Annotated in this window: 21 protein-coding genes; 14 read left to right on the top strand and 7 right to left on the bottom strand. The window is 64.2% G+C overall.

Annotation, left to right across the window (positions count from 1 at the left end; genetic code table 11):
* On the bottom strand, window positions 1-1,318 hold a 1,318-nt coding region (locus tag VG320_RS10065), incomplete at its 3' end, for an aldehyde dehydrogenase (NADP(+)) (protein WP_327199963.1).
* 32 nt (window positions 1,319-1,350) lie between these two features.
* Window positions 1,351-2,286: a dihydrodipicolinate synthase family protein gene (locus tag VG320_RS10060; protein ID WP_327199962.1), complete on the bottom strand. Its 936-nt coding sequence runs from the start codon at window positions 2,284-2,286 to the stop codon at window positions 1,351-1,353.
* A 575-nt stretch (window positions 2,287-2,861) separates the two neighbouring features.
* Here VG320_RS10060 and VG320_RS10055 point away from each other — a divergent pair.
* The 4 genes from VG320_RS10055 (at window position 2,862) to VG320_RS10040 (ending at window position 8,189) form a co-directional block, all read left to right on the top strand.
* On the top strand, window positions 2,862-3,608 hold the full coding sequence (locus VG320_RS10055; RefSeq protein WP_327199961.1) for a gluconate 2-dehydrogenase subunit 3 family protein: 747 nt from the start codon (window positions 2,862-2,864) through the stop codon (window positions 3,606-3,608).
* Window positions 3,608-5,383, top strand: a complete 1,776-nt coding sequence (locus tag VG320_RS10050; protein ID WP_327199960.1) for a GMC family oxidoreductase — start codon at window positions 3,608-3,610, stop codon at window positions 5,381-5,383. Before VG320_RS10055 ends, VG320_RS10050 begins: the two co-directional genes overlap by 1 nt.
* 44 nt (window positions 5,384-5,427) lie before the next feature.
* The gene (locus VG320_RS10045) at window positions 5,428-6,756 is read left to right on the top strand and encodes a cytochrome c (protein ID WP_327199966.1); all 1,329 of its coding nucleotides are present in this window, start codon (window positions 5,428-5,430) and stop codon (window positions 6,754-6,756) included.
* A gap of 239 nt (window positions 6,757-6,995) precedes the next feature.
* Entirely contained in the window at window positions 6,996-8,189 is a 1,194-nt protein-coding gene (locus tag VG320_RS10040) for a porin (RefSeq protein ID WP_327199965.1), read from the top strand.
* Window positions 8,190-8,317: 128 nt separating this feature from the next.
* On the opposite strand, the gene VG320_RS10035 is transcribed toward VG320_RS10040, so the two are convergent.
* Together VG320_RS10035 and VG320_RS10030 are read right to left on the bottom strand one after the other, a co-directional pair.
* Complete coding sequence (locus tag VG320_RS10035; RefSeq protein ID WP_103704612.1) at window positions 8,318-8,536, bottom strand: hypothetical protein; 219 nt, start codon at window positions 8,534-8,536, stop codon at window positions 8,318-8,320.
* 95 nt (window positions 8,537-8,631) lie between these two features.
* Entirely contained in the window at window positions 8,632-9,696 is a 1,065-nt protein-coding gene (locus tag VG320_RS10030; protein WP_327199959.1) for a TraB/GumN family protein, read from the bottom strand.
* Between the two features lie 149 nt (window positions 9,697-9,845).
* On the opposite strand from VG320_RS10030, the gene VG320_RS10025 reads away from it, so the two are divergent.
* Both VG320_RS10025 and VG320_RS10020 read left to right on the top strand, forming a co-directional pair.
* A complete protein-coding gene (locus VG320_RS10025) occupies window positions 9,846-10,757 on the top strand; it encodes a LysR family transcriptional regulator (RefSeq protein ID WP_327199958.1) in 912 nt (303 codons plus the stop codon).
* 132 nt (window positions 10,758-10,889) lie between these two features.
* Window positions 10,890-11,879 (top strand): zinc-dependent alcohol dehydrogenase family protein, encoded by a 990-nt coding sequence (locus VG320_RS10020; RefSeq protein ID WP_327199957.1) that lies wholly within the window; start codon window positions 10,890-10,892, stop codon window positions 11,877-11,879.
* 19 nt (window positions 11,880-11,898) lie between these two features.
* Here the strand turns inward: VG320_RS10020 and VG320_RS10015 are convergent, their stop codons facing one another.
* Window positions 11,899-13,011 carry a 4-hydroxyphenylpyruvate dioxygenase family protein gene (locus tag VG320_RS10015; protein ID WP_327199956.1) on the bottom strand — a complete coding sequence of 371 codons (1,113 nt, stop codon included), beginning with the start codon at window positions 13,009-13,011 and terminating at the stop codon, window positions 11,899-11,901.
* Window positions 13,012-13,440: 429 nt separating this feature from the next.
* Between VG320_RS10015 and shiA the strand changes: the two genes are divergently transcribed.
* The gene (gene shiA, locus VG320_RS10010) at window positions 13,441-14,760 is read left to right on the top strand and encodes a shikimate transporter (RefSeq protein ID WP_327199955.1); all 1,320 of its coding nucleotides are present in this window, start codon (window positions 13,441-13,443) and stop codon (window positions 14,758-14,760) included.
* Window positions 14,761-14,859: 99 nt separating this feature from the next.
* Window positions 14,860-15,642: an IclR family transcriptional regulator domain-containing protein gene (locus tag VG320_RS10005; RefSeq protein WP_327199954.1), complete on the top strand. Its 783-nt coding sequence runs from the start codon at window positions 14,860-14,862 to the stop codon at window positions 15,640-15,642.
* A 22-nt stretch (window positions 15,643-15,664) separates the two neighbouring features.
* On the opposite strand, the gene VG320_RS10000 is transcribed toward VG320_RS10005, so the two are convergent.
* The gene (locus tag VG320_RS10000; RefSeq protein WP_327199953.1) at window positions 15,665-16,531 is read right to left on the bottom strand and encodes a LysR family transcriptional regulator; all 867 of its coding nucleotides are present in this window, start codon (window positions 16,529-16,531) and stop codon (window positions 15,665-15,667) included.
* A gap of 127 nt (window positions 16,532-16,658) precedes the next feature.
* On the opposite strand from VG320_RS10000, the gene ampC reads away from it, so the two are divergent.
* From ampC to VG320_RS09980, 4 genes are all read left to right on the top strand, one after another.
* Window positions 16,659-17,831 carry a class C beta-lactamase gene (ampC, locus tag VG320_RS09995; RefSeq protein ID WP_414696009.1) on the top strand — a complete coding sequence of 391 codons (1,173 nt, stop codon included), beginning with the start codon at window positions 16,659-16,661 and terminating at the stop codon, window positions 17,829-17,831.
* An 80-nt stretch (window positions 17,832-17,911) separates the two neighbouring features.
* On the top strand, window positions 17,912-18,955 hold the full coding sequence (locus VG320_RS09990) for a LacI family DNA-binding transcriptional regulator (protein WP_327199951.1): 1,044 nt from the start codon (window positions 17,912-17,914) through the stop codon (window positions 18,953-18,955).
* 42 nt (window positions 18,956-18,997) lie between these two features.
* Window positions 18,998-19,354: a DUF2322 family protein gene (locus tag VG320_RS09985; RefSeq protein ID WP_327199950.1), complete on the top strand. Its 357-nt coding sequence runs from the start codon at window positions 18,998-19,000 to the stop codon at window positions 19,352-19,354.
* Between the two features lie 58 nt (window positions 19,355-19,412).
* Window positions 19,413-20,258, top strand: a complete 846-nt coding sequence (locus VG320_RS09980; RefSeq protein ID WP_327199949.1) for an AraC family transcriptional regulator — start codon at window positions 19,413-19,415, stop codon at window positions 20,256-20,258.
* Here VG320_RS09980 and VG320_RS09975 read toward each other — a convergent pair.
* A complete protein-coding gene (locus VG320_RS09975; RefSeq protein WP_327199948.1) occupies window positions 20,236-20,886 on the bottom strand; it encodes a LysE family translocator in 651 nt (216 codons plus the stop codon). The two genes, VG320_RS09980 and VG320_RS09975, sit on opposite strands and share 23 nt — an antisense overlap.
* A gap of 151 nt (window positions 20,887-21,037) precedes the next feature.
* On the opposite strand from VG320_RS09975, the gene VG320_RS09970 reads away from it, so the two are divergent.
* Together VG320_RS09970 and VG320_RS09965 are read left to right on the top strand one after the other, a co-directional pair.
* Window positions 21,038-21,616, top strand: a complete 579-nt coding sequence (locus tag VG320_RS09970) for an XRE family transcriptional regulator (RefSeq protein WP_327199947.1) — start codon at window positions 21,038-21,040, stop codon at window positions 21,614-21,616.
* A gap of 20 nt (window positions 21,617-21,636) precedes the next feature.
* Window positions 21,637-22,185 carry a GNAT family N-acetyltransferase gene (locus tag VG320_RS09965; RefSeq protein WP_327199964.1) on the top strand — a complete coding sequence of 183 codons (549 nt, stop codon included), beginning with the start codon at window positions 21,637-21,639 and terminating at the stop codon, window positions 22,183-22,185.
* Window positions 22,186-22,296: the final 111 nt, after the last annotated feature.

Genomic DNA, 22,296 nt, shown 5'->3' with positions numbered 1-22,296 from the left:
GCAGCAGACGCGCGGCCATCGCATAGTCGTCGCGGTCGATGTGAAGCGTCGCCGTGAGCTGGCCTTCGAGCTGTTCAGCCACGCGCGCAAGTTCGGCTTCGTCGCGGCAGGCCACGACGATCGAGGTCGGCCCGAAGATCTCGTCCGACAACGCGTGCTGCGCGAGGAACTGCTCCGCGCTGGTCTTGAACAGCAGCGGCAGCGCGGCGCAATGCGCGTCCGTCTGCGTGCCTGCGGCCAGTTGCTCGACGCCCGGCGCCGACTTGCGCGCCGTCACCGCTTCCTCATACGCCGAGGCGATGCCGGCCGTTAGCATGCTTTGCGACGGCTTGCCCGTGAGTGCCGCGCTCGCGGTCTGCACGAAACGGTCAAGTTCCGGCGAATCGATCGCGAGCACGAGGCCCGGATTCGTGCAGAACTGACCGACGCCCATCGTGAGCGAATCGACGAAACCCTGCGCGAGCGCCTCGCCGCGCGCGGCCAGCGCCGCCGGCAGCACGAACATCGGGTTGATGCTGCTCATTTCGGCGTAGACGGGGATCGGCTCGGCGCGTTGTGAGGCGATGTGCGCAAGCGCAAGGCCGCCGCGGCGCGAACCCGTGAAACCCACCGCCTTGATGGCCGGATGCGCGACCAGCGCTTCGCCCGTTTCGTTGCCGCCGCCGAAGACCAGCGAGAACACGCCCTCAGGCAGACCGACATCGGCGACCGCCTGCTGGATCGCACGCCCGACGAGTTCCGAGGTGCCCGGATGCGCCAGATGCGCCTTCACGACTACGGGACAACCGGCAGCCAGCGCCGAAGCCGTATCGCCGCCCGCCACCGAAAACGCCAGCGGGAAGTTGCTCGCGCCGAACACGGCTACGGGACCGAGGCCGATGCGTTGCGCGCGCAGATCCGAACGCGGCAGCGGCTTGCGGTCCGGCAGCGCCGAATCCAGCACCGCGCCGCACCAGCGACCATCGCGCACCAGCGACGCGAACAGACGCAGTTGACCAACCGTGCGGCCGCGCTCGCCTTCCAGACGCGCCTTGGGCAGCGCCGATTCCAGATGCGCGCGCTCGATCAATTCGTCGCCGATGCCGAGAATGCGCTCGGCGATCGCTTCGAGCAGTTTCGCGCGGGTTTCATGCGGCGCGGCGCGGAAGGCGTCGAAGGCCTGCGCTGCGAGTTCGCAGGCGCGTGTGACTTCAGCCTTGCCGCCCAGGCCGAACGACGGCTCGATGTCCTTGCCGAGCGCCGGCGCGAAAGCGCGCATCTCGCCCGCCTGGCCGCGCACAGCCTGCGCGCCCAGCAGCATGGATCCAGTGATAGGCATGTTCGCTCCGTTCAATTCAGTTCAATCGGCACTTAGGCGTGCGCGGCGGCGAGCGACTGCTCGAACGCGAGCAGTTCCTTCGCCGCTGCACCGATGGCGGGCAGCGCTTCAGCCGGCGATTGCGACAGCAGCGGCAGGATCGGGCCCATGTCGGCGATGCCGGACAGCGTCACGGCGTCGTGCAGCACGCGGATCAGCGAAATGTCGTCGCGCAGCGTTTCGAGCGGCATGAAGGCGTCGTAGAGACGCTGCGCTTCGTCGGCGCGGCCTTCCTTGGCGGCCTTGAGCAGCGCCATGATGGTGTGCGAGGCGATGCAGCCCGAACCCGTGGTCCACGCAGCCAGACCGAAGTCGCGCACATGCACCAGAGCAGGACGCTCGCCCATGCCCGAAACAACCTTCGAAGCCGGCACGCTTTGCAGCAGGCGGCGCAGATACGGGTCGTTGGCCGGATCGTCGCGCACGATGGCGTACTTGACGGCAATCAGCGTGCCGCGGTCGATCAGGCGCACGAGCGTGTCGACATCCACATAGTCCTCGCTCTTGATATAGAGCGTGAGCGGAATGCCGGCGGCGTCGGCGATGCGCGTGAGGCCGGTTTCCACGCCAGCGGGCGTGGTGAAACCGGCGAGCGGCAGCACCATGGCCGTCTGGTACTTCGTCTGCGCGAGGATGCGGGCCTGATCGAGCATCTTGCCGTAGTCCGGGCCGATGGCCGGGATCACGCGCGTTTCGGGCGCGGTCAGGTCGGCCAGCATGTCCAGCAGTTCGCGGAATTCGCTAACGGCGACGTGATAGAGGTTGGCGTTGCCACCGTAGAGCAGCGTGCGGATGCCGCCCGCTTCCATGTGACGGATGAGCTTGCCGTTGGCTTCAACGTCGAGCGAGAAATCGGGGCGGCGTGCCAGGGGCGGCACCGCCATCACGGTCGAAGCGAATTCGCTCTCGACGATCGGGGACACGTTCATGAGGCCTCGTGCTGGGATGGAGGGTTGTCGATACCCTGCACAGTAGCACCGGCCTTGTTTAGTTGTCAAACAACTTTAGGATTTGTTAGGGTTTGTTCGGAGAGGGCTTGGCAGCGCATCGAACGCTGAAGCGCCGTAATGCAGTCACGCGCGCGTTTTTCATCAGATAAATAGAAACGGATATCCGCATAACAAATCCCCCCACCTCCTGACAACCCGCCGCCGCCACTCTTCCCCTAAAAGCAACAAAAGCGGCATCGCGTCACTTGCCATCGACTGATTTTTCTTCATCGGCGCGATGCTGGAAACAGCGCAGCACAAGCCCTTCAAGCCACTGATTTTCATAAGAAACCTCTACACCCAGAGTCGCTCCTTCCGAAGCCACCCTCTGCGCCCAACCCCTTCTCCCCGCCCTCCCGCTCCCCTCACTGAAATTGATTATTGTAAAATTCCTCGATAATCATGGAACCGGTTCCAATTACCATTGCTTGCAAAGCGGCCTACGCTACAAGCCGGTCCCCGCGAACGGCACGGCCAGATCAGGTCATGCCGAATTGATACAGAATCCACAAATCATGTCCGAATCTCCTCTCACGTCACGCCGGGGTTTCCTGCGCACGGCGGTGGTGCTCGTTCCGGCAAGCGGCGCGCTCGCGGCCTGCGAAGGCGGCTCGCAGCCGTCTTCCGGCACGGCGCAGCAGAGCGGCAGCCAGCCCGCAGGCGCGACCAGCCAGTCCGCGCAGACCGAATACAAACCCCGCTTCTTCGACGCTCGCGAATGGACCTTCCTGCGCGCGGCCGTAGACCGCCTGATTCCCGCCGATGCCGAAGGCCCCGGCGCGCTCGACGCGGGCGTGCCCGAATTCATCGACCGTCAGATGGATACGCCTTACGCGCACGGCGCGCTCTGGTACATGCAGGGTCCGTTCCAGCAGGGCATTCCGGAACTCGGCTATCAACTGAAGCTGGTGCCGCGCGATCTGTATCGCCTCGGCATCGCGGCGGTCAATGCGTACTGCTCGAAGGCGTACGGCAAGGAGTTCGACGCACTCGACGCCAGCACGCGTGACGCCGTGCTCGGCGCACTCGAAGCGGGCAAGGTCGAACTCGACGGCGTGCCGGCCAAGGTGTTCTTCGGCCAGTTGCTGCAGAACACGCGCGAAGGCTATTTCTGCGATCCGATCCACGGCGGCAACAAGGACATGGCCGCGTGGAAGATGATCGGTTTTCCCGGCGCGCGCGCCGACTTCATGGATTTCGTGAACCAGAACGGTAAGGCCTACCCGTACGGTCCGGTTTCGATCAACGGGGAGCGCACGTAATGGCGATCAAGAAACCTCATGTGGACGCGGTCGTGGTCGGCTTCGGCTGGACCGGCGCAATCATGTCGAAGGAACTCACGGAAGCGGGTCTGTCCGTGGTCGCGCTCGAGCGCGGCGAGTATCGCGACACCTATCCGGACGGCGCGTACCCGAACACCATCGACGAGCTGACCTACAACATCCGCAAGAAGCTCTTCCTCGACCTCTCCAAGACCACCGTTTCGATCCGCCACAATGCGGCCGATACGGCGCTGCCCTATCGCCAGCTCGCGGCCTTCCTGCCCGGCGAAGGCGTGGGCGGCGCGGGTCTGCACTGGTCGGGCGTGCACTTTCGCATCACGCCGGAAGAGCTGCGTCTGAAGAGCCATTACGAAGAGCGCTACGGCAAGAAGTTCATCCCCGATGGCATGACGATCCAGGACTACGGCGTCAGCTACGACGAACTGGAACCGCATTTCGACTTCGCGGAAAAAGTCTTCGGCACCTCGGGCCAGGCGTACAAGGTGGGCGACAAGGTCGTCGGCGACGGCAATGTGTTCGAGGCGCGCCGCAGCGACAATTTTCCGTTGCCCGCGCAACTGAATACGTATTCCGCCCAGCGCTTTTCCGACGCAGCCAAATCGCTCGGCCTGCATCCGTACCGCCTGCCGTCGGCCAATACTTCGGGTCCGTACACGAACCCGTATGGCGTGCAGATGGGGCCGTGCAACTTCTGCGGTTACTGCAGCGGCTACGCGTGCTACATGTACTCGAAGGCCTCGCCGAACCTGAATATCCTGCCCGCGCTCAAGCAGGAAAAGCACTTCGAACTGCGCGCGAAATGCCATGTGCTGCGCGTCGAACTCGACGATTCGAAAAAGCGCGCAACCGGCGTCACCTATGTCGATCCGTCGGGCCAGGAAGTGTTTCAGCCTGCCGATCTCGTGATCGTTTCGGCGTTCCAGTACCACAACGTGCATCTGTTGCTGCTTTCGGGCATCGGCAAGCCGTATGACCCGGTTTCGGGCGAAGGCGTGGTCGGCCGCAACTTCGCGTACCAGAACCTTTCGACCATCACGGCGTTCTTTGACAAGGACACCTACACGAATCCGTTCATCGGCGCGGGCGGCAACGGCGTGGCCGTGGACGACTTCAACGCCGACAACTTCGACCACGGTCCGCTCGGTTTTGTCGGCGGCTCGCCGCTCTGGGTGAACCAGGCAGGCGTCAAGCCGATCAGCGGCATCGCCACGCCGTCGGGCACGCCCAACTGGGGCTCGCAGTGGAAGAAGGCTGTGAAGGACCACTACGCGCACACCGTTTCCATGGACGCGCACGGCTCGAACATGTCGTATCGCGATGTGTTCCTCGATCTCGATCCGACCTATCGCGACTCGTACGGTCAGCCGCTTTTGCGCATGACCTTCGACTGGAAGGACAACGACATCAAGATGGCGCAGTACGTGACGGGCCAGATGAAGAAGATCGCCGAGGCGATGGGTCCGCAGGCCATCAACGTCTATACGCGCGAGTTCGGCGCGCATTTCGATTCGCGCCGCTACCAGACCACCCACCTCGTGGGCGGCGCGGTGATGGGCACGGACCCGAAGACAAGCGTGATCAACCGTTATCTGCAGAGCTGGGACGTGCATAACGTGTTCGTGATGGGCGCATCCGCGTTCCCGCAGGGCATCGGCTATAACCCGACGGGTCTGGTCGCCGCCCTCGCCTACTGGTCGGCGAAGGCCATCCGCAACCAGTATCTGAAGAACCCCGGCCCTCTGGTGAGCGTGTGACGAGCCGCATGAAGACGATCTTTTCCCCCACGCGCCTCGTGCGCATGACGGTTGCGGCCGCAACGTTCTCGGCTTTGTCGCTGCTCGCACCGGTTGTCGCGAATGCCGCCGATGCCCCCGCCGCCAGCAAGGCCGATGCCGCGCTGATCGCACATGGCGAATATCTGGCGCGCGCTGGCGACTGTATCGCCTGCCACACCACGAAAAGCGGCAAGCCTTTCGCGGGCGGCCTGAAATTCGACACGCCGATCGGCGCGATCTACTCGACCAACATCACGCCCGATGCCAATACCGGCATCGGCAAGTGGAGTTACGAGGATTTCGCCAAGGCCGTGCGCGAAGGCGTGCGCCCGAACGGCGAGACGCTCTATCCGGCGATGCCTTTCCCGTCCTACGCGCGTCTTTCCGATGACGACATGAAGGCGCTCTATGCGTACTTCACGCAAGGCGTGGCGCCGGTAGCGGCGCAGAACCGCGCGGTGGATATTCCCTGGCCGCTGTCGATGCGCTGGCCGCTAGGCATCTGGCGCACGATGTTCGCGCCGAAGGTGCAGGTGTTCGACGGATCGCATTACAACGATGCGATCGTCTCGCGCGGCGCGTATCTGGTGCAGGGACTCGGCCACTGCGGCGCGTGCCATACGCCGCGCGCGCGCACGATGCAGGAACTCGCGCTCACCGATCTCGAAGGCGACGACTTCCTCGCAGGCGGCGCGCCGATCGACGGCTGGATGCCCGCGAGCCTGCGCGGCAATCCGCGCACCGGCATCGGCGCATGGAGCGAGGACGATATCGTCCAGTTCCTGAAAACCGGCCGCAATCTGCACACGGCGGCGTTTGGCGGCATGACCGATGTGGTCCAGCACAGCATGCAATACATGACTGACGCGGATCTGCTGGCCATGGCCCGCTATCTGAAGACGCTGCCGTCGAGCGACGCGAAGGAAACGCCCTACGCCTACGATGCCGCCGCCGGTCACGCGCTGCAAAACGGCGACGCCAGCGCACGCGGAGCCGCCGTCTATCGCGACAACTGCATGGCCTGCCACCGTAGCGACGGTCACGGCTACACGCGCGTGTTCCCCGCACTCGGCGGCAATCCCGTCGTGCAGGGCACGGACGCCACTTCGCTGATCCACGTGCTGCTCACGGGCGCCGCGCTGGAAGGCACGAAGACGGCGCCTTCGACCTTCACCATGCCGGCGTTCGGCTGGCGACTCTCCGACCAGGAAGTCGCCGATGTCGCCACCTTCGTGCGCACGAGCTGGGGCAACACCGGCACACCGGTTAGCGCCGACGATGTCGCGAAGGTGCGCAAGACGGTGAGCGTCGTCGCACCCGATCTGCCGCCAGGCGCTTCGCTCAAGCGCTAAAACGTCAATACGCGTCAAAGCGCGTTAATGCATTGAGGCTTCGATGCGCTGAGTCATGCAGCGCATCGAATAAAGCCCACGCGGCACTGGCGCTTTCGCCACGACTCCGTAAAATCCACGCCTTTTTTCCGCGCGCAGGCCGCGGACCGCCACGCGTTTTGTTCGCGAGGCGGTCTGTTCCTGCGTGCATAACAAGAGACCGCAGCATGGCGGTCCACCTCTCATCGAGACAACACATGATGAAAAAACACCTGATCTCTGCACCGATTCTGATGTCGCTCGCGGGCGTCGCAGCGGCGCAGGGCTCCGTCACGCTCTACGGGATTGTCGATGCGGGCATCAGCTACCGCAGCAATGAACGCACCGGCAGCGCCGGCGCGTATCAAGGCCATTCGAATGTGGGCGTGACGAGCGGCAACCTCTCGGGTAGCCGCTGGGGGCTCAAGGGCAAGGAAGATCTCGGCAACGGTCTTGCCGCGATCTTCCTGCTCGAAGACGGCTTCGACATCAGCAACGGCACCTCCGGTCAAGGCGGCCGCCTGTTCGGCCGTCAGGCCTTCGTGGGCCTCTCGGACCAGCAATACGGCTCGCTCACGATGGGCCGCCAGTACACCTCGCTCAACGACTTCGTCGCGCCGGTCGCGCCGGTTAGCGTCGTGGGCGGCTTTGGCGCGCATCCCGGCGATATCGACGATCTGGACCAGACGACCCGCGTCGACAACTCGATCAAGTACACCAGCGCGAACTACTCGGGCTTCACCTTCGGCGCGTTGTACGGCTTTGGCGGCCAGGCCGGCACCCTCAAGCGCAAAAATACATGGAGCGTGGGCGCGGGCTACGCGAACGGCCCGCTGCACGTGGGCGTGGGCTACGAGCGCTCGGACAACAGCAAGACCGGCCTCACCGATAGCACCTATGGCAAGTGGCAAGGCACCTACGACGGCACCTTCAACTCGTCGATCAACGAAGGCTACGCGAGCGCGCAATCGCAGCAGGTGATCGCAACGGGTGCGACGTGGGACTTCGGCGTGGCGCTGGTGGGCGTGAACTACAGCAACGTGCAGTACAAGGCTGGCGCGAATTCGCTCTACTCGGGCACCGCGAATTTCAACATCGCCGGTGTGTTCGGCATGTGGAACGTGCAGCCGCGCACGCATCTGTTCGCGGGCTACAGCTACACGCGCGGCAGCAAGGTCGATGGTCTTGACGATGCAGCGCAGTACCACAACGTTTCGCTCGGCGCGCTTTACGATCTGTCGAAGCGCTCGACGGTCTACCTGCTCGCCGGCTATCAGCACGCTTCGGGCATGACGCTCAACGCGCTCGGCGAGCCGGTAGAGGCGACGGCTTCGGTGTCGGACAAGGGCAATAGCCACTCGTCGGCATCGCAGTCGCAGGCGATCGTGAGTGTGGGCTTCCGTCAGAAGTTCTAATCACCACAATGCAACAGGGCACGCGGCGCTCATGCGCGGCGTGCCCTGTTTTTTTAGTTCGTCCAGCCGACCAACCCTTATTTTATTCGATCAGGAATCCGTATCAATTTACGTCGATCCAGCAAACGTCAGTGCAGAACCTCGGGCCGCGCGAGCAGGCCGATGAATTCCTCCATCGACAGCGCCGGAGCGAGTTCGGAAAGCGTCGAATAGATCACGGTGTCGTAAATCGCGGAGCCCGCGGCCGATTCCAGCTCGACGCCCGCGACGGCGGCGCGATACTCGGCGCGCTCGTGGGCGATCGAGAGAATCAGTTGAGCTTCGGATTTGGAGAATGGCGTCTTCATATCCTGGCTAACGGCGTCGGCGCAGCAACCTTTAGGGTAAGGCGCGGTAAGAAGTTACTTCCTCACGCCCTTCTTGCGAAAGCAAACCGAAAGACTCAACGCGCCGCGACCTCATGCGGCGTTCCAGGCTGCGGTGCCAAGGCCGGTGGCGTGATCGTATAGCCCGCGTCGCGCAAGTGTTGAATCAGCGAACGATCGCCGAAGAAATGCCCCGCGCCGACCGCCACGAGGATCGGCCCCTTGCCGTAGAAATAGCCGTCCTGCGCCAGCGTCGCCGCAAAAATATCGGTGCCGCGCGTGAACAGATACTGGCTGAAATCGTAGTGTGCATCGCTTTCGCCCGGATAGCGCGCGTTCGCCAGTTGCTCCAGCGCCGCCGCATCGCCGCTCGCCCACGCCGCCTGAAACGACTCATACGAGACTTCTCCCGGCGTTTTCGCGCCACGTAGTCCCGCGCAGACGCTCTGCAAGAACGCTTCCTGATCGGCGGGGGGCATTTCGTCGAACAGTTGCATGCCCTGCTCCATCGTTTCCAGATAGATCAGAGGAATCTGCCGTCGATGCGCGAGCATTTCCAGCCGCTCGTCGATGCCGGGAAACACCAGCGGGGACGCCGTCCTCACAAAATGCACGCGCTTCGAGCCGTCAGCGGCCCAGTGCCATTGATGCAGGCGCACGGCCTGCACCGCAAAAGCCGCCAGCCACGGCTTGGTCTGGAAAAACGCATGAATATCGGCGCCGCTGTCGCGCGCGCAACGTGCAAGCGATTCGGCCGTCATCGAACTGACGTGGTTGGTGAGGTTGTCGCTCGCCGGATAGAAGCCGATTCGTTTGACCGTCTGCGTATCCTCGGGCGTCGGCTTCGTGTGGGTCTCCAGCACGATCGCCTGCACGCCGTCCGCGATCGAGGCGAGCGCCACGTTCACGCGCGGATCGTCGCTCGCCAGAGCGTGGATCGTCGGCAGCAGGATCAGGGTGGGATGGCCGGGCGAGCGCGCGATCCAGACCGGCGGATGATCCTGGGCGGCGACGAGTCCGGGCGTGGGCACGGGGGCCGGCGTCTGCGCCTGTATTTGTGCATGCGTCACGCTCGCGGCGAACAGCAACACCGCGCCAAGCGTCGCGCGCCATCTCCCGCATGTGTGCCTGTTGCCTGTCATTGTTCGACCCCGCCTTAGGGGAAGGCCCGCTCACAGCTTACGCCTTGCGATGCTGCGCATCCGTGCGCCAGGCCACACGCGGCGTCGCGCCGGCGCATGCGAAGATGCGTGTCCGGATTACAGGCCCCAAACCGGCCGAAGGAGCGCCCATGGACCGTCTGCAAACCATGCAGATCTACGTGAACATCGTCGAACGCGGCAGCTTCACGCAAGCCGCCGAGGCGCTGCAACTGCACCGTCCCGCCGTCACCAAGGCCGTGCAGCAACTGGAGGCGGAACTGGGCATCCGCCTGCTCAACCGCAGCACGCGGCGCGTGAGCACGACGGCCGAAGGCGAGGCGTTCTATCAGCGCTGCGTGCAATTGCTGGCCAACGTGAACGAGACCTTCGCCTCGTTCGCGCAATTCGCGCAGCACCGGCCACAGCCCAAAGGGCGTTTGCGGATCGAACTGCCGGTGGCGCTCGCCAAATCCATGGTCGTCCCCGCGCTGCCCGACTTCCAGCAGTTGTATCCGCAAGTGGAGATCGTGCTGGGCGTCAACGACCAGCCGGCCGATCTGATCAGCGAAGGCATCGACTGCGTGGTGCGGGTGGGCGAACTCAAGGATTCGGGCCTGATCGCACGGCAGATCGGCATGGTGCAGATGGCGACCGGCGCCTCGCCCGCGTATCTTGCGCGCCACGGCGTGCCGCGCACGCTCGACGACCTGCAGGCGCACAAGGCCGTGAACTTCTTCAGCGGCCGCAATCGCCGCGTGATGGACTGGACCTTCCGGCCCGGCGGCAAGACCGTCGCGCTCAAGCTGCAAAGCGGCATCCTCACCGATAACTTCGATGCCCTGCTCGCCTGCGGCCTCGCCGGCTGCGGCATTGTGCAGGCCTTGCGGCCCGCGCTGCAGCCCTATATCGATACGGGCCATCTGGTGGAAGTGCTGCCCAACATCGCGCCCGTGCCCAAGCCCGTGTCGGTCATGTATCCGAACCGCGACCATCTGCCGGGCAAGGTGCGTGTGTTCATCGACTGGATTGCGGAACTGGCGGCTCGGCGGCTGCCGGGTTAAAACCCTGGTCGCAACAAAGACGGCGGGATTGTTATTGATCGAATAACAATGAGTGATCGCCCCGCGCGTTTATCCGCGCCGCGACGCGGCCTACAGTATCCCTTCGAAACCGCTTTATCGAAGGAGTCCGATATGTCCCGAGTCATCCGTTTCAACCGCACCGGCGGTCCCGAAGTGCTGCAGATCGAAGATATCGAGGTCGCCGCGCCCAAGGCCGGCGAAGTGCAGATCCGCGTCAAGGCCATCGGCCTGAATCGCGCCGAAGTGATGTACCGCAGCGGCGAATACACCCACGCGCCGCAGTTCCCCGCGCAACTCGGCTATGAAGGCGCGGGCGTGATCGAAGCCGTGGGCAGCGGCGTGCAGGACTTCGCCGTCGGCGACGCGGTGAGTGTGGTGCCCGCGTTTTCGTTCCTCGATTACGGCATGTACGGAGAAGTCGTGAACGCGCCCGTGCATGCGGTCGTGAAGAATCCGGCCGGACTGTCGTTCGAGGAAGCCGCCGCCACGTGGATGATGTACGCCACGGCCTGGGGCGCGCTGATCGAGTTTGGTGGCCTCAAGCAAGGCCAAGCGGTGCTGGTGGGCGCGGCGTCGAGCAGCGTGGGGCTCGCCGCGATCCAGATCGCCAACATGGTGGGCGCAACGCCCATCGCCCTCACGCGCAGCGACAGAAAGCGCGAGGCACTGCTCAAGGCAGGCGCGAAGCATGTGATCGCGGGCGGCGGTGCGGCGCTCACGCACCAGGTGCTCGACATCACAGAGGGGCGCGGCGCGCAGATCGCCTTCGATCCGGTGGGCGGCCCCGAAGCCGCGCACCAGCTACGTGCGCTCGCGCGTCAAGGCATGTTCTTCCAGTATGGCGCGCTCGACACGCGCGACCTGAGCGTGCCCGTGATGGAACTGCTCAGCCGACACCTGAGCGTGCGCGGCTACGAACTCTTCGAGGTCACGACCGACGCGGCACGTCTCGAACGCGCGAAGCGCTTCATCACCGCAGGTCTCGCGTCAGGCGCGCTCAAGCCCGCCATCGACCGCACTTTCGCATTCGAGCAGATCGCCGACGCGCATCGCTACATGGAAGCGGGCGAGCAGGTCGGCAAGATCGTGGTGACGGTCTGAATCACCCAACGCCAGCGCCTTAACTGCCCTGCGCCGCGCGCGCCTTCGCGAGCACGTCGAGATTGCCTTCGCCGAAACCCTGGTGGCCGCTGCGCTGCACCACCTCGAAGAAAATCTCGCCCGCGCGGCGCTTCACGAAGGTCTGGAAGAACAGGCGCGGCACGCCGTCTTCGCCAATCTCGCCGTCGATCAGGATATGGCGCTTGCGCAGCGCCTCCAGATCGACGCCATGCCCCGGCAGGCGCGCATCGACGGAATTGTAATAGGCGGCGGGCGGCTCGACGAACTCGACGCCGTTCGCCATCAGCGCGTCGATGCAGGGCACGATATCGTCGGTCGCCAGCGCAATGTGCTGCACGCCCTCGCCCGGATGATCGGGCAGATAGTCGTGCATCAGTTGCGTGCGGTGCGTGCCTTCCTCATACACCGGAATGCGGATATCACCGTCCGGCGACACCATCACGCGCGACTCCTGCGCGACGTGCCAGTTCGCGTTGATCTCGTGGATCTCGCGGAAATGCAGCAGGTCGCGATAAAAATCGAGCCATTCGCCGATGCGCCCCGCGCCAACCGTCTGCGTGAGGTGATCGACGCGTTGCAGGCCCGTGCCGCTGTGTTCCAGATCGGCCTGCGCCGTGGCCACGTCGATGGGGCGAAAGTCGATGTCGAAGATCGAAATATCGCCCACGCCGCCGCGCTGGCCGCCCCGGCCGCGCCAGCGATCGACGAAATAGATATGCGAGTCGCCAATGCCCTGGATGGCCGGAATGCGCAGTTCGCCCGCGCCGATGCGCTCGCCTTCGTAGGCCCACGCGCCCAGACGCAGCGCGTGCTCGAAGGCGCGCCGCGCGCTCTCCACCCGCACGCCGATCGCGCAGATGCCCATGCCGTACTCCTCGGCATAGCGGGCGGCGAACGAATCGGGTTCGGCGTTGACGAGGAAATTCATCTGGCCCTGACGCCAAAGCGTGACGTCCTTGCTGATATGACGCGCGATGGCCTTGAACCCCAGTTGCGCAAGCTGCGCCGCCAGCGCCGCCGGCTCGGGCGCCGCGAATTCGACGAACTCGAGCCCGGCCATGCCGAGCGGATTGGGCTGCTCCGGCGTAGCGGAAATAGGGGTGGACGACATGCGGGAAGCTCCTGATACCAGACGTTCAAGCGTCGAAAGAAAACCATGAAACCAAGGCGGCGGACACAGTGAAAGAGTGCGTGCAGAATGCGCGCGGCGCAAGTCCCAGCGCCGCCCCAAACCGCATGACGGCACCCGGCCGCCGCCTGGCAATTTTAACCAATTCGTACACCGCGCCAAAGATGGCCCCGCCGCGCGGGCGGCGTCATCCTCCGTGCTAACCCTCAAAGCGTTCGATAATCGCACACTAATGGGCGATAATCGCGCATTTCGCGCGTTGTACGCATTGATCCGGGGCGCACCCCGCCCTATGCTCCGTTTCACCGCTGCTGACCACATTCAGCCACGCGACAAATCAGGCAGAAGCATCAGGCAGAACCGCAGGTAGAAACTCAGGCAGACCACGCTGCCGGGACTGGAGACAATCTCATGACCCCCACCCTCGAATCCACGGGCGCAGCCGAGCCGTCCAACGCCAGCCGCGCACGCAGCCAGGCGAAGAAAGCGGCGCTTGGCAGCTTCGTTGGCGCCGTCGTCGACTGGTACGACTTCCTGCTCTACGGCATCGTCGCCGCGCTGGTGTTCAACGCTGAATTCTTCCCCGCCATCGGCAAGAACATGGGCACGCTCGCAGCCTTCGCCACCTTCGGCGTGGGCTTCCTGTTCCGCCCGCTGGGCGGCGTGGTGTTCGGCCACTATGGCGACCGCCTCGGGCGCAAGCGCATGCTCGTGCTCACCGTCATGCTGATGGGCCTGTCCACGGTCGCCATCGGCCTGCTGCCCACCTTCGCGACGATCGGCTGGTGGGCGCCCGTGCTGCTCGTGCTGATGCGCGCGATCCAGGGCTTCGCGGTGGGCGGCGAATGGGGCGGCGCGGCGCTCATGGCCGTTGAAAGCGCGCCCAAGGGCAAGAAGGCGTTCTATAGCAGCGGCGTGCAGGTGGGCTATGGCGTCGGCCTCGTGCTCGCCACTGGCATCGTGGCGCTGCTCAGCCACCTGCTGGGCGAGACGGCGTTCCGCTCCTGGGGCTGGCGCCTGCCGTTCGTGTTCAGCATCGTGCTGGTGCTGATCGGCCTGTGGGTGCGTTCGAGCATGGACGAGTCCAAGGAATTCGTCGAAAAGGTCGAGCACAGCGACCGCAAGCTCAAGATGCCGGTGCTCGAAGCGCTCACGCGTCACCCGAAGGCCTTTCTCTACATCATCGCGCTGCGTCTGGCCGAACTCTTCACGATGTACATCGTGACCGCCTTCGCGCTGAGTTATTCGACGACCAATCTGGGCCTCTCGCGCGATCTGTTCCTGGGCATCGGCCTGTTTGTCGGCGCGCTGTCGTGCGTGACGATTCCCTGCTTCGCGTGGCTTGCCGACCGTCTTGGCCTGCGCCGCATCTATCTGATCGGCGCGGTGATCGGACTGGCCAGCGCCGTGCCGTTCTTCCTCGCGCTCGAAGCCCGCTCGACGCTGTGGATCGTGATCTTCTCGGTGGCGCTCGCCAACCTCGCGCACGACATGGTGGTGAGCGTGCAGCAGCCGCTCTTCACCGAACTGTTCGGCGCCGAATACCGCTACAGCGGCGCCGGCGTGGGTTATCAGTTCGCCAGCGTCGTGGGCGGCGGCTTCACGCCGTTCATCGCCGTGGCGCTGGTGAGCGCGGGCAACGGCTCGTGGCATCTGGTGGCCGGGTACCTGGCGATCGGCTGCCTGATCTCGCTGATCGTCGCCGCGCGCATGAAGCCCGCGAAGGCCTGATACGAGACGCCGCTTTGCCGATAAACAGAAGGCCGGGCGCATGCCCGGCCTTTTGCGCTGATAAGCACCCGTAAAAGCGCCCCCAACCTTCGTGCCGACATGAAAACCACGCCCCCCGCCCGGACCCTCGACAAACGCGACTGGATCGCGGGCCTGGAAAAAGGCCTGGCGATTCTCGAAGCGTTCGACAGCCAGCACGCACGCATGACCGCGACCCAGGCCGCCGAGCGCACGGGCCTCTCGCGCACGGCCGCGCGGCGCTATCTGCTCACGCTCGAATCGCTGGGCTATGTCTATACCGATGGGCGTCTGTTCGGCCTCACGCCGCGCGTGCTGCGGGTGGGCTGGTCGTATTTCGATTCAGCGCGCCTGCCGCGCACCGTGCAACCCTATCTCCAGCAACTGAGCGCAACACTCAACGAATCGGCCTATGTGAGCGTGCTCGACGGCTGGGATCTGGTCGTGATTGCGCGCAACGGCGTCTCGCGCGTGATGACGACGGGCTTCGTGCTAGGCGCCCGCGTACCCGCGCCGCTGATTTCGCCAGGTGTCGTGCTGCTCGCCTACAAGGAGGACCAGCAGGCGGTCTCCGCGTGGCTCGACGGCGTGGAGCTTGCGCCCTTCACCCCGCACACGCTCACGAGCGCGACGCGTCTGCGCGAAAAGATCGTCCGCGCGCGCGCCGATGGCTATGCGCTCATCGAACAGCAATTGCAGGTGGGCGTGCGCGGCGTGGCGGTGCCGCTGCGCAACCGTGGCGGCGAGGTGATCGCCGCGTTGAGCACCAATATGTCGATCGGCAACGAAAGCCCCGAAGCCGCCGTGCAGCGCGTGCTGCCGCATCTGCAGGAAACCGCGCTGGCGATGTTGAACGTGCTTTGAACGAGCGCGAGTTTTAGCGAATTCAGCCTGCCGCTTCGGCGACGATCCAGGCTTCAAATAAACGCATCGCCGGCGTCATCGCGCGCGACGCCAGGCTCGTGAGCCAGTAACTGCCGGTGGGCACCTCGGTATCGAAAGGCCGCGCCAGCAGCCCCGCCTGCAATTCGCGCGTGAACATGCGCGCCGGCGCCAGCGCCACGCCCGCGCCCTGCATTGCCGCTTCGGCCATCAGCCGCGACGAATCGAAGATCGGCCCACTCACCGTCCACGGCTCGATCCCTGCCGCGTCGAACCAGCGCAGCCATTCGTCGGTGCGATAGGAGCGCAGCAGCGTCTCGCGCGCGAGATCCCCGGGAAGGCGCAAACGCTGCGCGATTTCTGGCGCGCACAAGACCGCCAGCGGCGCGTCGAGCAAGCGCGTGTTCTGCGTCGCGGGCCATTTGCCGTCGCCGAAACGAATCGCGAAGTCCAGTCCCTCGCCCGCCAGATCGACGAGATTGTTGTTGGTGAGCAGCCGCAATTCCACGAACGGATGCGCCTCGCGAAACGACTTGAGGCGCGGCATCAGCCAGCCGATCGCGAACGTCCCCACCACGCCCACAGTCAGCACCTCATGCAGACGGCCGCCCTCGAACTGCTTGAGCACGCCCTCGATGCGGCCGAACGCGTCGCTCAACACCGGCAGCAGCGCGCGCGCCTCGTCGGTCATACCCAGCCCGCGCGGCAACCGCCGGAACAACGGCACGCCGAGCCAGTCTTCCAGCATGCGCACCTGCTGGCTGACGGCGGCCTGCGTGACCTTCAGTTCGAGCCCAGCGCGCGTGAAGCTCAGATGGCGCGCCGACGCCTCGAAGGCGCGCAGCGCGTGTAGTGGCACATTGGGACGCATCGACGATCCATAAGTTTTGCTTTTGGGTAAGCCAAATTATCGTCGCTTGTCGAGGGGGCCGCAACGCCAGAGAATGCACGGCATTGCGCCGCACACAAAGCGCATTCAAGGCTTTCTCAACCCAACCATGCCGAAGAAAATGAATATAGAGATAAAAGCGGTAGTGATGGCTCTGACCTTTACAGCGGCGGCCGCCACCGCGCAAGCTGCGCCAGCCGATGTGAAAACCGCGGTCGATGCCGCAATCGCGCCTCTGCAGGCGAAATACGGGATTCCTGGCGTGGCGGTTGGCATCAGCGTGGACGGCAAGCACGCGTTCTACAACTACGGCGTGGCGTCGAAGGCAACGCAGGCGCGCGTGGATAACGACACGCTGTTCGAGATCGGCTCCGTGACCAAGACCGTGACGGCGACGCTGGCCTGCTATGCGCAAACGCAGGGCAAGCTCTCGTTCTCCGCGAGCGCCAGCGATTACGTGAGCGCGCTGCGCGGCAGCGTATTCGACCATGTGAGCGTGCTCAACCTCGGCACGCATACCTCGGGCCTGCCGCTCTTCGTGCCGGATGCCGTGACCAACGACGCGCAGATGAACGCATGGCTGCGCGCCTGGCAACCGGGCAGCCCGGTGGGTACGCAGCGCGTCTATTCGAATATCGGCATCGGTCTGCTGGGGCGCGCGGCCGCGCAAAGCCTGGGCGTGACGCAGCGCGAAGCCGTCGAGCAGCAATTGCTGCCCGCCTTCGGCATGACGCATACGTGGCTGCGCGTGCCGAAGGCGAGCGAGGCGCACTATGCGCAGGGCTATGACAAGACCGATGCGCCCAAACGCATGAACCCGGGCGTATTCGACGACGAAGCCTACGGCGTGCGCACGACCGCGCCCGACCTCGTGCGCTATCTCGACGTCAACATGGGGCTTGTGCCGCTCGATCCCGCCTGGCAGCGCGCGATCGACTGCACACATACGGGCTACTACACGGCGGGCCCATTCACGCAGGATTTCGTGTGGGAACAGTATCCGTGGCCGGTGTCGCTCGACACGCTTGAGCGCGGCAATGGCCCCGACCTCATTCTCAAGCCAACGCCTGCGCACGCGCTCACGCCGCCGCTGGCACCGCAGGCCGACGCGCTCATCAACAAGACCGGTTCGACCAATGGGTTTTCGGCTTATGTGGCGTATGTACCCGCGCGGCACATGGGCGTGGTGATTCTTGCGAACAAAGCGTATCCGAATGAGGCGCGCGTGCGCGCGGCTTATGCAATCCTGGAAGCGCTGGATAAGGAGAAATCGCAGCGCTAATTGATGGTGATGGATCGGTGATCCCGGCGCGAATAGGCTATCATCGATCCATCAATAATCCATCAATGCGGGGACGCGCCGTGGCCCACCGTTTTCTGATCAAGGAAATCGCCCTTCAGGCCGGGGTGGGCGTCGCGACCGTCGATCGCGTGATCAACGATCGTGGCAACGTGCGCGTGCAAACGCGCATGCGCGTCGAGCAGGCCATCGAGGAACTCGAACAGCAGGAACGCTATTCGGGCACCACGGGCCGCAAGCTGATCGTCGACGTAGTCGTGGAAGCGCCCCACCGCTTTGCCGATGAAATCCGCGCTGCGCTCGAAGCCGAACTGCCCACGCTCCAGCCAGCGCTGTTCCGGCCGCGCCTGCTCCTGCAGGAAACGATGACGACGCAGGAGGTCGTCGCCGCGCTGCACGCAATCGCCCAGCGCGGCAGCCACGGCATCTTTCTGAAGGCGCGCGACGTCCCCGAAATTGCCGATGCCATCGGCGAACTGAAACGCTGCGGCATTCCGGTCGTCACGATATTTACCGACCTGCCGCTCTCCGGGCGAATCGCCTACGCAGGGCTCGATAACCGCGTGGCGGGCGCAACCGCCGCTTACCTGCTCGGCCATTGGCTGGGCGGTAAGCGCGGCCAGGTGCTGATCACCATGAGCGACGAACGCTTTCGCGGCGAAGAGGAGCGCGAAATCAGCTTTCGCCGCGCGCTGCGAAGCCGCTATCCGAGGCTTGAACTGATCGACGCGAGCGGCGGACACGGGCTCGACGCGGCCACGGAAAAGCTCGTCAACAAAGCACTGCAAACGCAGGGAGAAATTCTCGCGGTCTATTCGATGGGCGGCGGCAACCGCGCAATCCTGCGCGCACTGGAAACACAGGGAAAAACACCGAAGTGCTACATCGGGCACGATCTGGACCGCGACAACTTCGAATTGCTGCGCGAAGGCAAAATTCACGCAATCCTCTATCACGACTTGCGCCAGGATATGCGCGCGGCGTGCCAGCACATCATGCACTTTCACCGCATGTTGCCCGAGTCGGCTGTCTCGCCATCGTCATCGGTTGTCGTGATCACGCCTGAGAATATCCCCGACCACGTGGCCGCCCGATTCCGGCGATAGCGCTACACGGTGATCGTCTATACTTGGCATTTTTTGAACGAAATGTCCGCTACCTCTTCCGCCCAACCGATCCAGCCCGGCAACGTCTTCAAGGACAACCTCGCGCAACTGCCCGCAATCGACGGCATCGAGCGCATCGATCTGGTCAACGGCCAGGGTGCGGTGGTCTCGACGATTGAAAACAAGCCGGGCAAGCAAGGCTCACTGGCTGTCTACCACTACCTGAAACTGGCATTCGGCAGGCTCGACGCGAAAGCTGCGGAACACGGTCTCGCCGTGTTCGCCGAGCACACCGCCGACGCCCGTAACCGTCCCGGCGCACATCCGAACGTCGATCGTCTGCTCGAAGTCGCGGCAGGCGGCGAGGCGCTGCGCATCGACGTGATCGCTGCAGCCTGACACGCTTTCGCACGAGCGGCGGCACACTGCCGCCGCTCGTTGATTGACGGGCGAGATCATGCTGAAAACGACGGAGTTCTACCGTACCGGCGCCCTGGAAGTCGCGCGCATCCGGGCCACGGGCACGGCGGAGTTTGCGCGCCATACGCACGCCGAATATGTGATCAGCGCCACACTGTCCGGCAACGAGGACGTGTGGCTCGACGGCAGGACGTTCAGTTCGCCGGCCGGTACGGCGACCGTTTATAACCCGTTTGCAATTCAGGCTTCGGCGTTCAATCCCTCGGCGGGAGACACCGAATTTGTTTCGTTGTACCTGGAACCGCAACTGCTCGCCGAAATCGCCAGTGCGAACGGCTTGACTTCGCGCGCATCCGCGCAGGAGGTCAGTCAAGGTGTATTCGCGGATGCGTCCCTGCATCAACGCATTGTCGATCTCTATCACGCGACGCGTTCGCTCGGTGCGGATCGTCATGCGCAGGCCGACACGCTTGAATACGATACCGCGCTAACTGAACTCGCCGCAGCGCTGCTGACAAACGGCCATACGCATGCGCCGCACGCGCGTAGCAAGCGTTTGAGCGCACAGCGCCTAAGCGGCGTTCAGACCTTCATGCGTGAACGGCTGGATGCGCCGGTTAAACTCGATGAGCTTGCAACCATCGCCGATGTCAGCAAATTCCATCTGATCCGCGCATTCAAGGACGCCTTCGGCATGTCGCCCGGCAAGTACCACATGCAGTTGCGGCTGATCGAAGCGCGCCGTCTATTGCGTGCTGGCGCAACGATCGCGGATGTGGCGTTTGCGCTTGGGTTTTACGATCAGAGTCATTTCATCAACGCGTTTCGCAAGGCGTTGGGCGTGAGTCCGCTGCGGTTTGCTACGGCCCAACACCCAGAATAAGCGTCCGATACCCCGACGTCACCACCTGAAAAGCAAAAAACGCAAACAGCGCCGCCGAAGCGAAATAGCAGAACGACAGCCCACGCGCGCCAAAGCGCTTGCCGCCCTGCCGTGCAACAAAGCACACGGCCACGGTCCACACCACGCCCGCCGCGAAAAAGCCGCCGAGAAAACTCCCGGTCGCCTGCCAGCCGCGCACGCCCGATTGCGCGATAAGCGAGCCACCCACCGCCGCGAACCACACGATCGCGGAAGGCGACGAAAGCGCCAGCAGCACGCCCTTCGCCAGTTGATGCATTGGCGAGCCTTTATCCTCGCTTGCCTCTCCAATCGAACCCGCGCGCGCCGAAGCAAACGCGGATTTGATCATCTTCACAGCCAGCACCGCCAGCACAACCGATCCGCCCAGCCACATGCACCAGCGCACGGCCGAAAACTGCAGCAGGGCCGTCATGCCCGCGAGCGCCAGCACCGCGTAGACAAGATCGCCGAAGCACGATCCCAGACCCAGCCAGAAGCCGTTCCAGTAACCGCGCTGCATGGCGAGGTTCATCATCGCAATGTTGGCGATGCCGATATCGAGGCACAGCGATAGAGAAAGCAGAAAGCCGTTGGTTGCGGGGTTCATGGCGTAACGCAGAGCGCGAGCAAAGGCGCGATCATGCGCCACGCCGGCGGCGAAGTCTTGGAAGAAATTGCTGCGTGCTTTTTGAAAGCGTTGACAGGCGGAAACCGCTCATCTAGTTTACTGGACATACACATCCATAAAACTGGAAACGATGGACATTCACTCTGCTTTGGCCCAACGGCTGCGAGAGCTGCGCGACGCACGCGGCTGGTCGCTCGAAGCGCTCGCCGAGCGCAGCGCCGTGAGCCGCTCGACCATCTCCCTGATCGAGCGCGGCGAGAGCAGCCCCACCGCCGTCGTGCTCGACAAGCTCGCCACGGCGCTGGGCGTCTCGCTCGCGTCGCTGTTCGAGCCACCCGAGCACACGGCCGTGGCCGAGCCGTCGCCTTATTCCGCCGCGCAATCACAACCGGTCTGGACCGATCCCGCCTCGGGCTACGTGCGCCGCAATCTTTCGCCCGAACTCTGGTCGCCCATTCAACTCGTCGAGGTGCGCTTTCCCGCCGGCAAGCGCGTTGCTTACGACACCAGCCTGCGCGATGCAGAGATCCATCAGCAGGTCTGGATCATTGAAGGCACGATGGAGATCACAGTCGGTGAGCGGCGTTGGCGTCTGGAAACCGGCGACTGTCTCGCCATGCAGCTCGATTGCCCCATCGTCTGGCGCAATCCCACGCGTCAAAGCGCACGCTATCTCGTCGCGTTGAGCCGTGCCGTCCAGAACTCTTGATGGAGAACCGCATGAACAGCATGAACAGCGATATCGAAGTGCGCCGGCTAGGCGCGAATGAAGCCGCTGCGAGCATCGACGCGCTCGCCGACGTGTTGATCGATTGTGTCGAAGGCGGTGCGTCCGTGAGTTTTATGGCACCGCTCGCGCGCGAGACGGCGCTTGCGTTCTGGAAGCACGTCGCTGGCAGCGTGGCCGCAAACGAACGCATCCTGCTGGTTGCCGAAGATACGCAAGGCCGTATCGTCGGCACGGTGCAGATCGTCACGGCCCAGCCCGAAAACCAGCCGCATCGCGCCGATGTCGCCAAGATGCTGGTGTCGCGCGCGGCACGTCGGCAAGGCATCGGTGCGCGGCTGATGCAGGCCGTCGATAAACACGCGCTGCAGGCCGGCAAGACCCTGCTGGTGCTCGACACGGTGACGGGCGGCGACGCCGAGCGGCTCTATGCGCGCGCGGGCTGGCAGCGTGCGGGCACCGTGCCGGACTATGCGCTCATGCCCGAAGGCGGCCTGTGCGCGACCGCCTTCTACTACCGGCCACTCGATCCCGCGCGCCACCAGCCTTAATGAGAACGGCGCACCTGCACCTGGACCTTGCCGTCGCGAATCGGCATGACGTCGGGGTTATCGTCGCCCACTTCATCGGCGATGGCGGCGTTGAGCTTGTCGTTCATCGCC

It is taken from the genome of Paraburkholderia sp. (genome assembly GCF_035948235.1).
Classification (GTDB): Bacteria; Pseudomonadota; Gammaproteobacteria; order Burkholderiales; family Burkholderiaceae; genus Paraburkholderia.
This window is presented reverse-complemented; position numbering and strand designations above follow the sequence as displayed.

Bases quoted from the DNA above. Each gene is read 5' to 3' on its own strand.
- VG320_RS10050 (WP_327199960.1), top strand. From the start codon at position 3,608: ATGGCGATCAAGAAACCTCATGTGGACGCGGTCGTGGTCGGCTTCGGC.
- ampC (WP_414696009.1), top strand. From the start codon at position 16,659: ATGCCGAAGAAAATGAATATAGAGATAAAAGCGGTAGTGATGGCTCTG.
- VG320_RS10040 (WP_327199965.1), top strand. From the start codon at position 6,996: ATGAAAAAACACCTGATCTCTGCACCGATTCTGATGTCGCTCGCGGGC.
- VG320_RS09975 (WP_327199948.1), bottom strand. From the start codon at position 20,886: ATGAACCCCGCAACCAACGGCTTTCTGCTTTCTCTATCGCTGTGCCTC.
- VG320_RS09985 (WP_327199950.1), top strand. From the start codon at position 18,998: ATGTCCGCTACCTCTTCCGCCCAACCGATCCAGCCCGGCAACGTCTTC.
- VG320_RS10060 (WP_327199962.1), bottom strand. From the start codon at position 2,286: ATGAACGTGTCCCCGATCGTCGAGAGCGAATTCGCTTCGACCGTGATG.
- VG320_RS10005 (WP_327199954.1), top strand. From the start codon at position 14,860: ATGAAAACCACGCCCCCCGCCCGGACCCTCGACAAACGCGACTGGATC.
- VG320_RS10025 (WP_327199958.1), top strand. From the start codon at position 9,846: ATGGACCGTCTGCAAACCATGCAGATCTACGTGAACATCGTCGAACGC.
- VG320_RS10020 (WP_327199957.1), top strand. From the start codon at position 10,890: ATGTCCCGAGTCATCCGTTTCAACCGCACCGGCGGTCCCGAAGTGCTG.
- VG320_RS10045 (WP_327199966.1), top strand. From the start codon at position 5,428: ATGACGGTTGCGGCCGCAACGTTCTCGGCTTTGTCGCTGCTCGCACCG.
- VG320_RS09970 (WP_327199947.1), top strand. From the start codon at position 21,038: ATGGACATTCACTCTGCTTTGGCCCAACGGCTGCGAGAGCTGCGCGAC.
- VG320_RS10035 (WP_103704612.1), bottom strand. From the start codon at position 8,536: ATGAAGACGCCATTCTCCAAATCCGAAGCTCAACTGATTCTCTCGATC.
- VG320_RS10000 (WP_327199953.1), bottom strand. From the start codon at position 16,531: ATGCGTCCCAATGTGCCACTACACGCGCTGCGCGCCTTCGAGGCGTCG.
- shiA (WP_327199955.1), top strand. From the start codon at position 13,441: ATGACCCCCACCCTCGAATCCACGGGCGCAGCCGAGCCGTCCAACGCC.
- VG320_RS10030 (WP_327199959.1), bottom strand. From the start codon at position 9,696: ATGACAGGCAACAGGCACACATGCGGGAGATGGCGCGCGACGCTTGGC.
- VG320_RS09980 (WP_327199949.1), top strand. From the start codon at position 19,413: ATGCTGAAAACGACGGAGTTCTACCGTACCGGCGCCCTGGAAGTCGCG.
- VG320_RS10055 (WP_327199961.1), top strand. From the start codon at position 2,862: ATGTCCGAATCTCCTCTCACGTCACGCCGGGGTTTCCTGCGCACGGCG.
- VG320_RS10015 (WP_327199956.1), bottom strand. From the start codon at position 13,011: ATGTCGTCCACCCCTATTTCCGCTACGCCGGAGCAGCCCAATCCGCTC.
- VG320_RS09965 (WP_327199964.1), top strand. From the start codon at position 21,637: ATGAACAGCGATATCGAAGTGCGCCGGCTAGGCGCGAATGAAGCCGCT.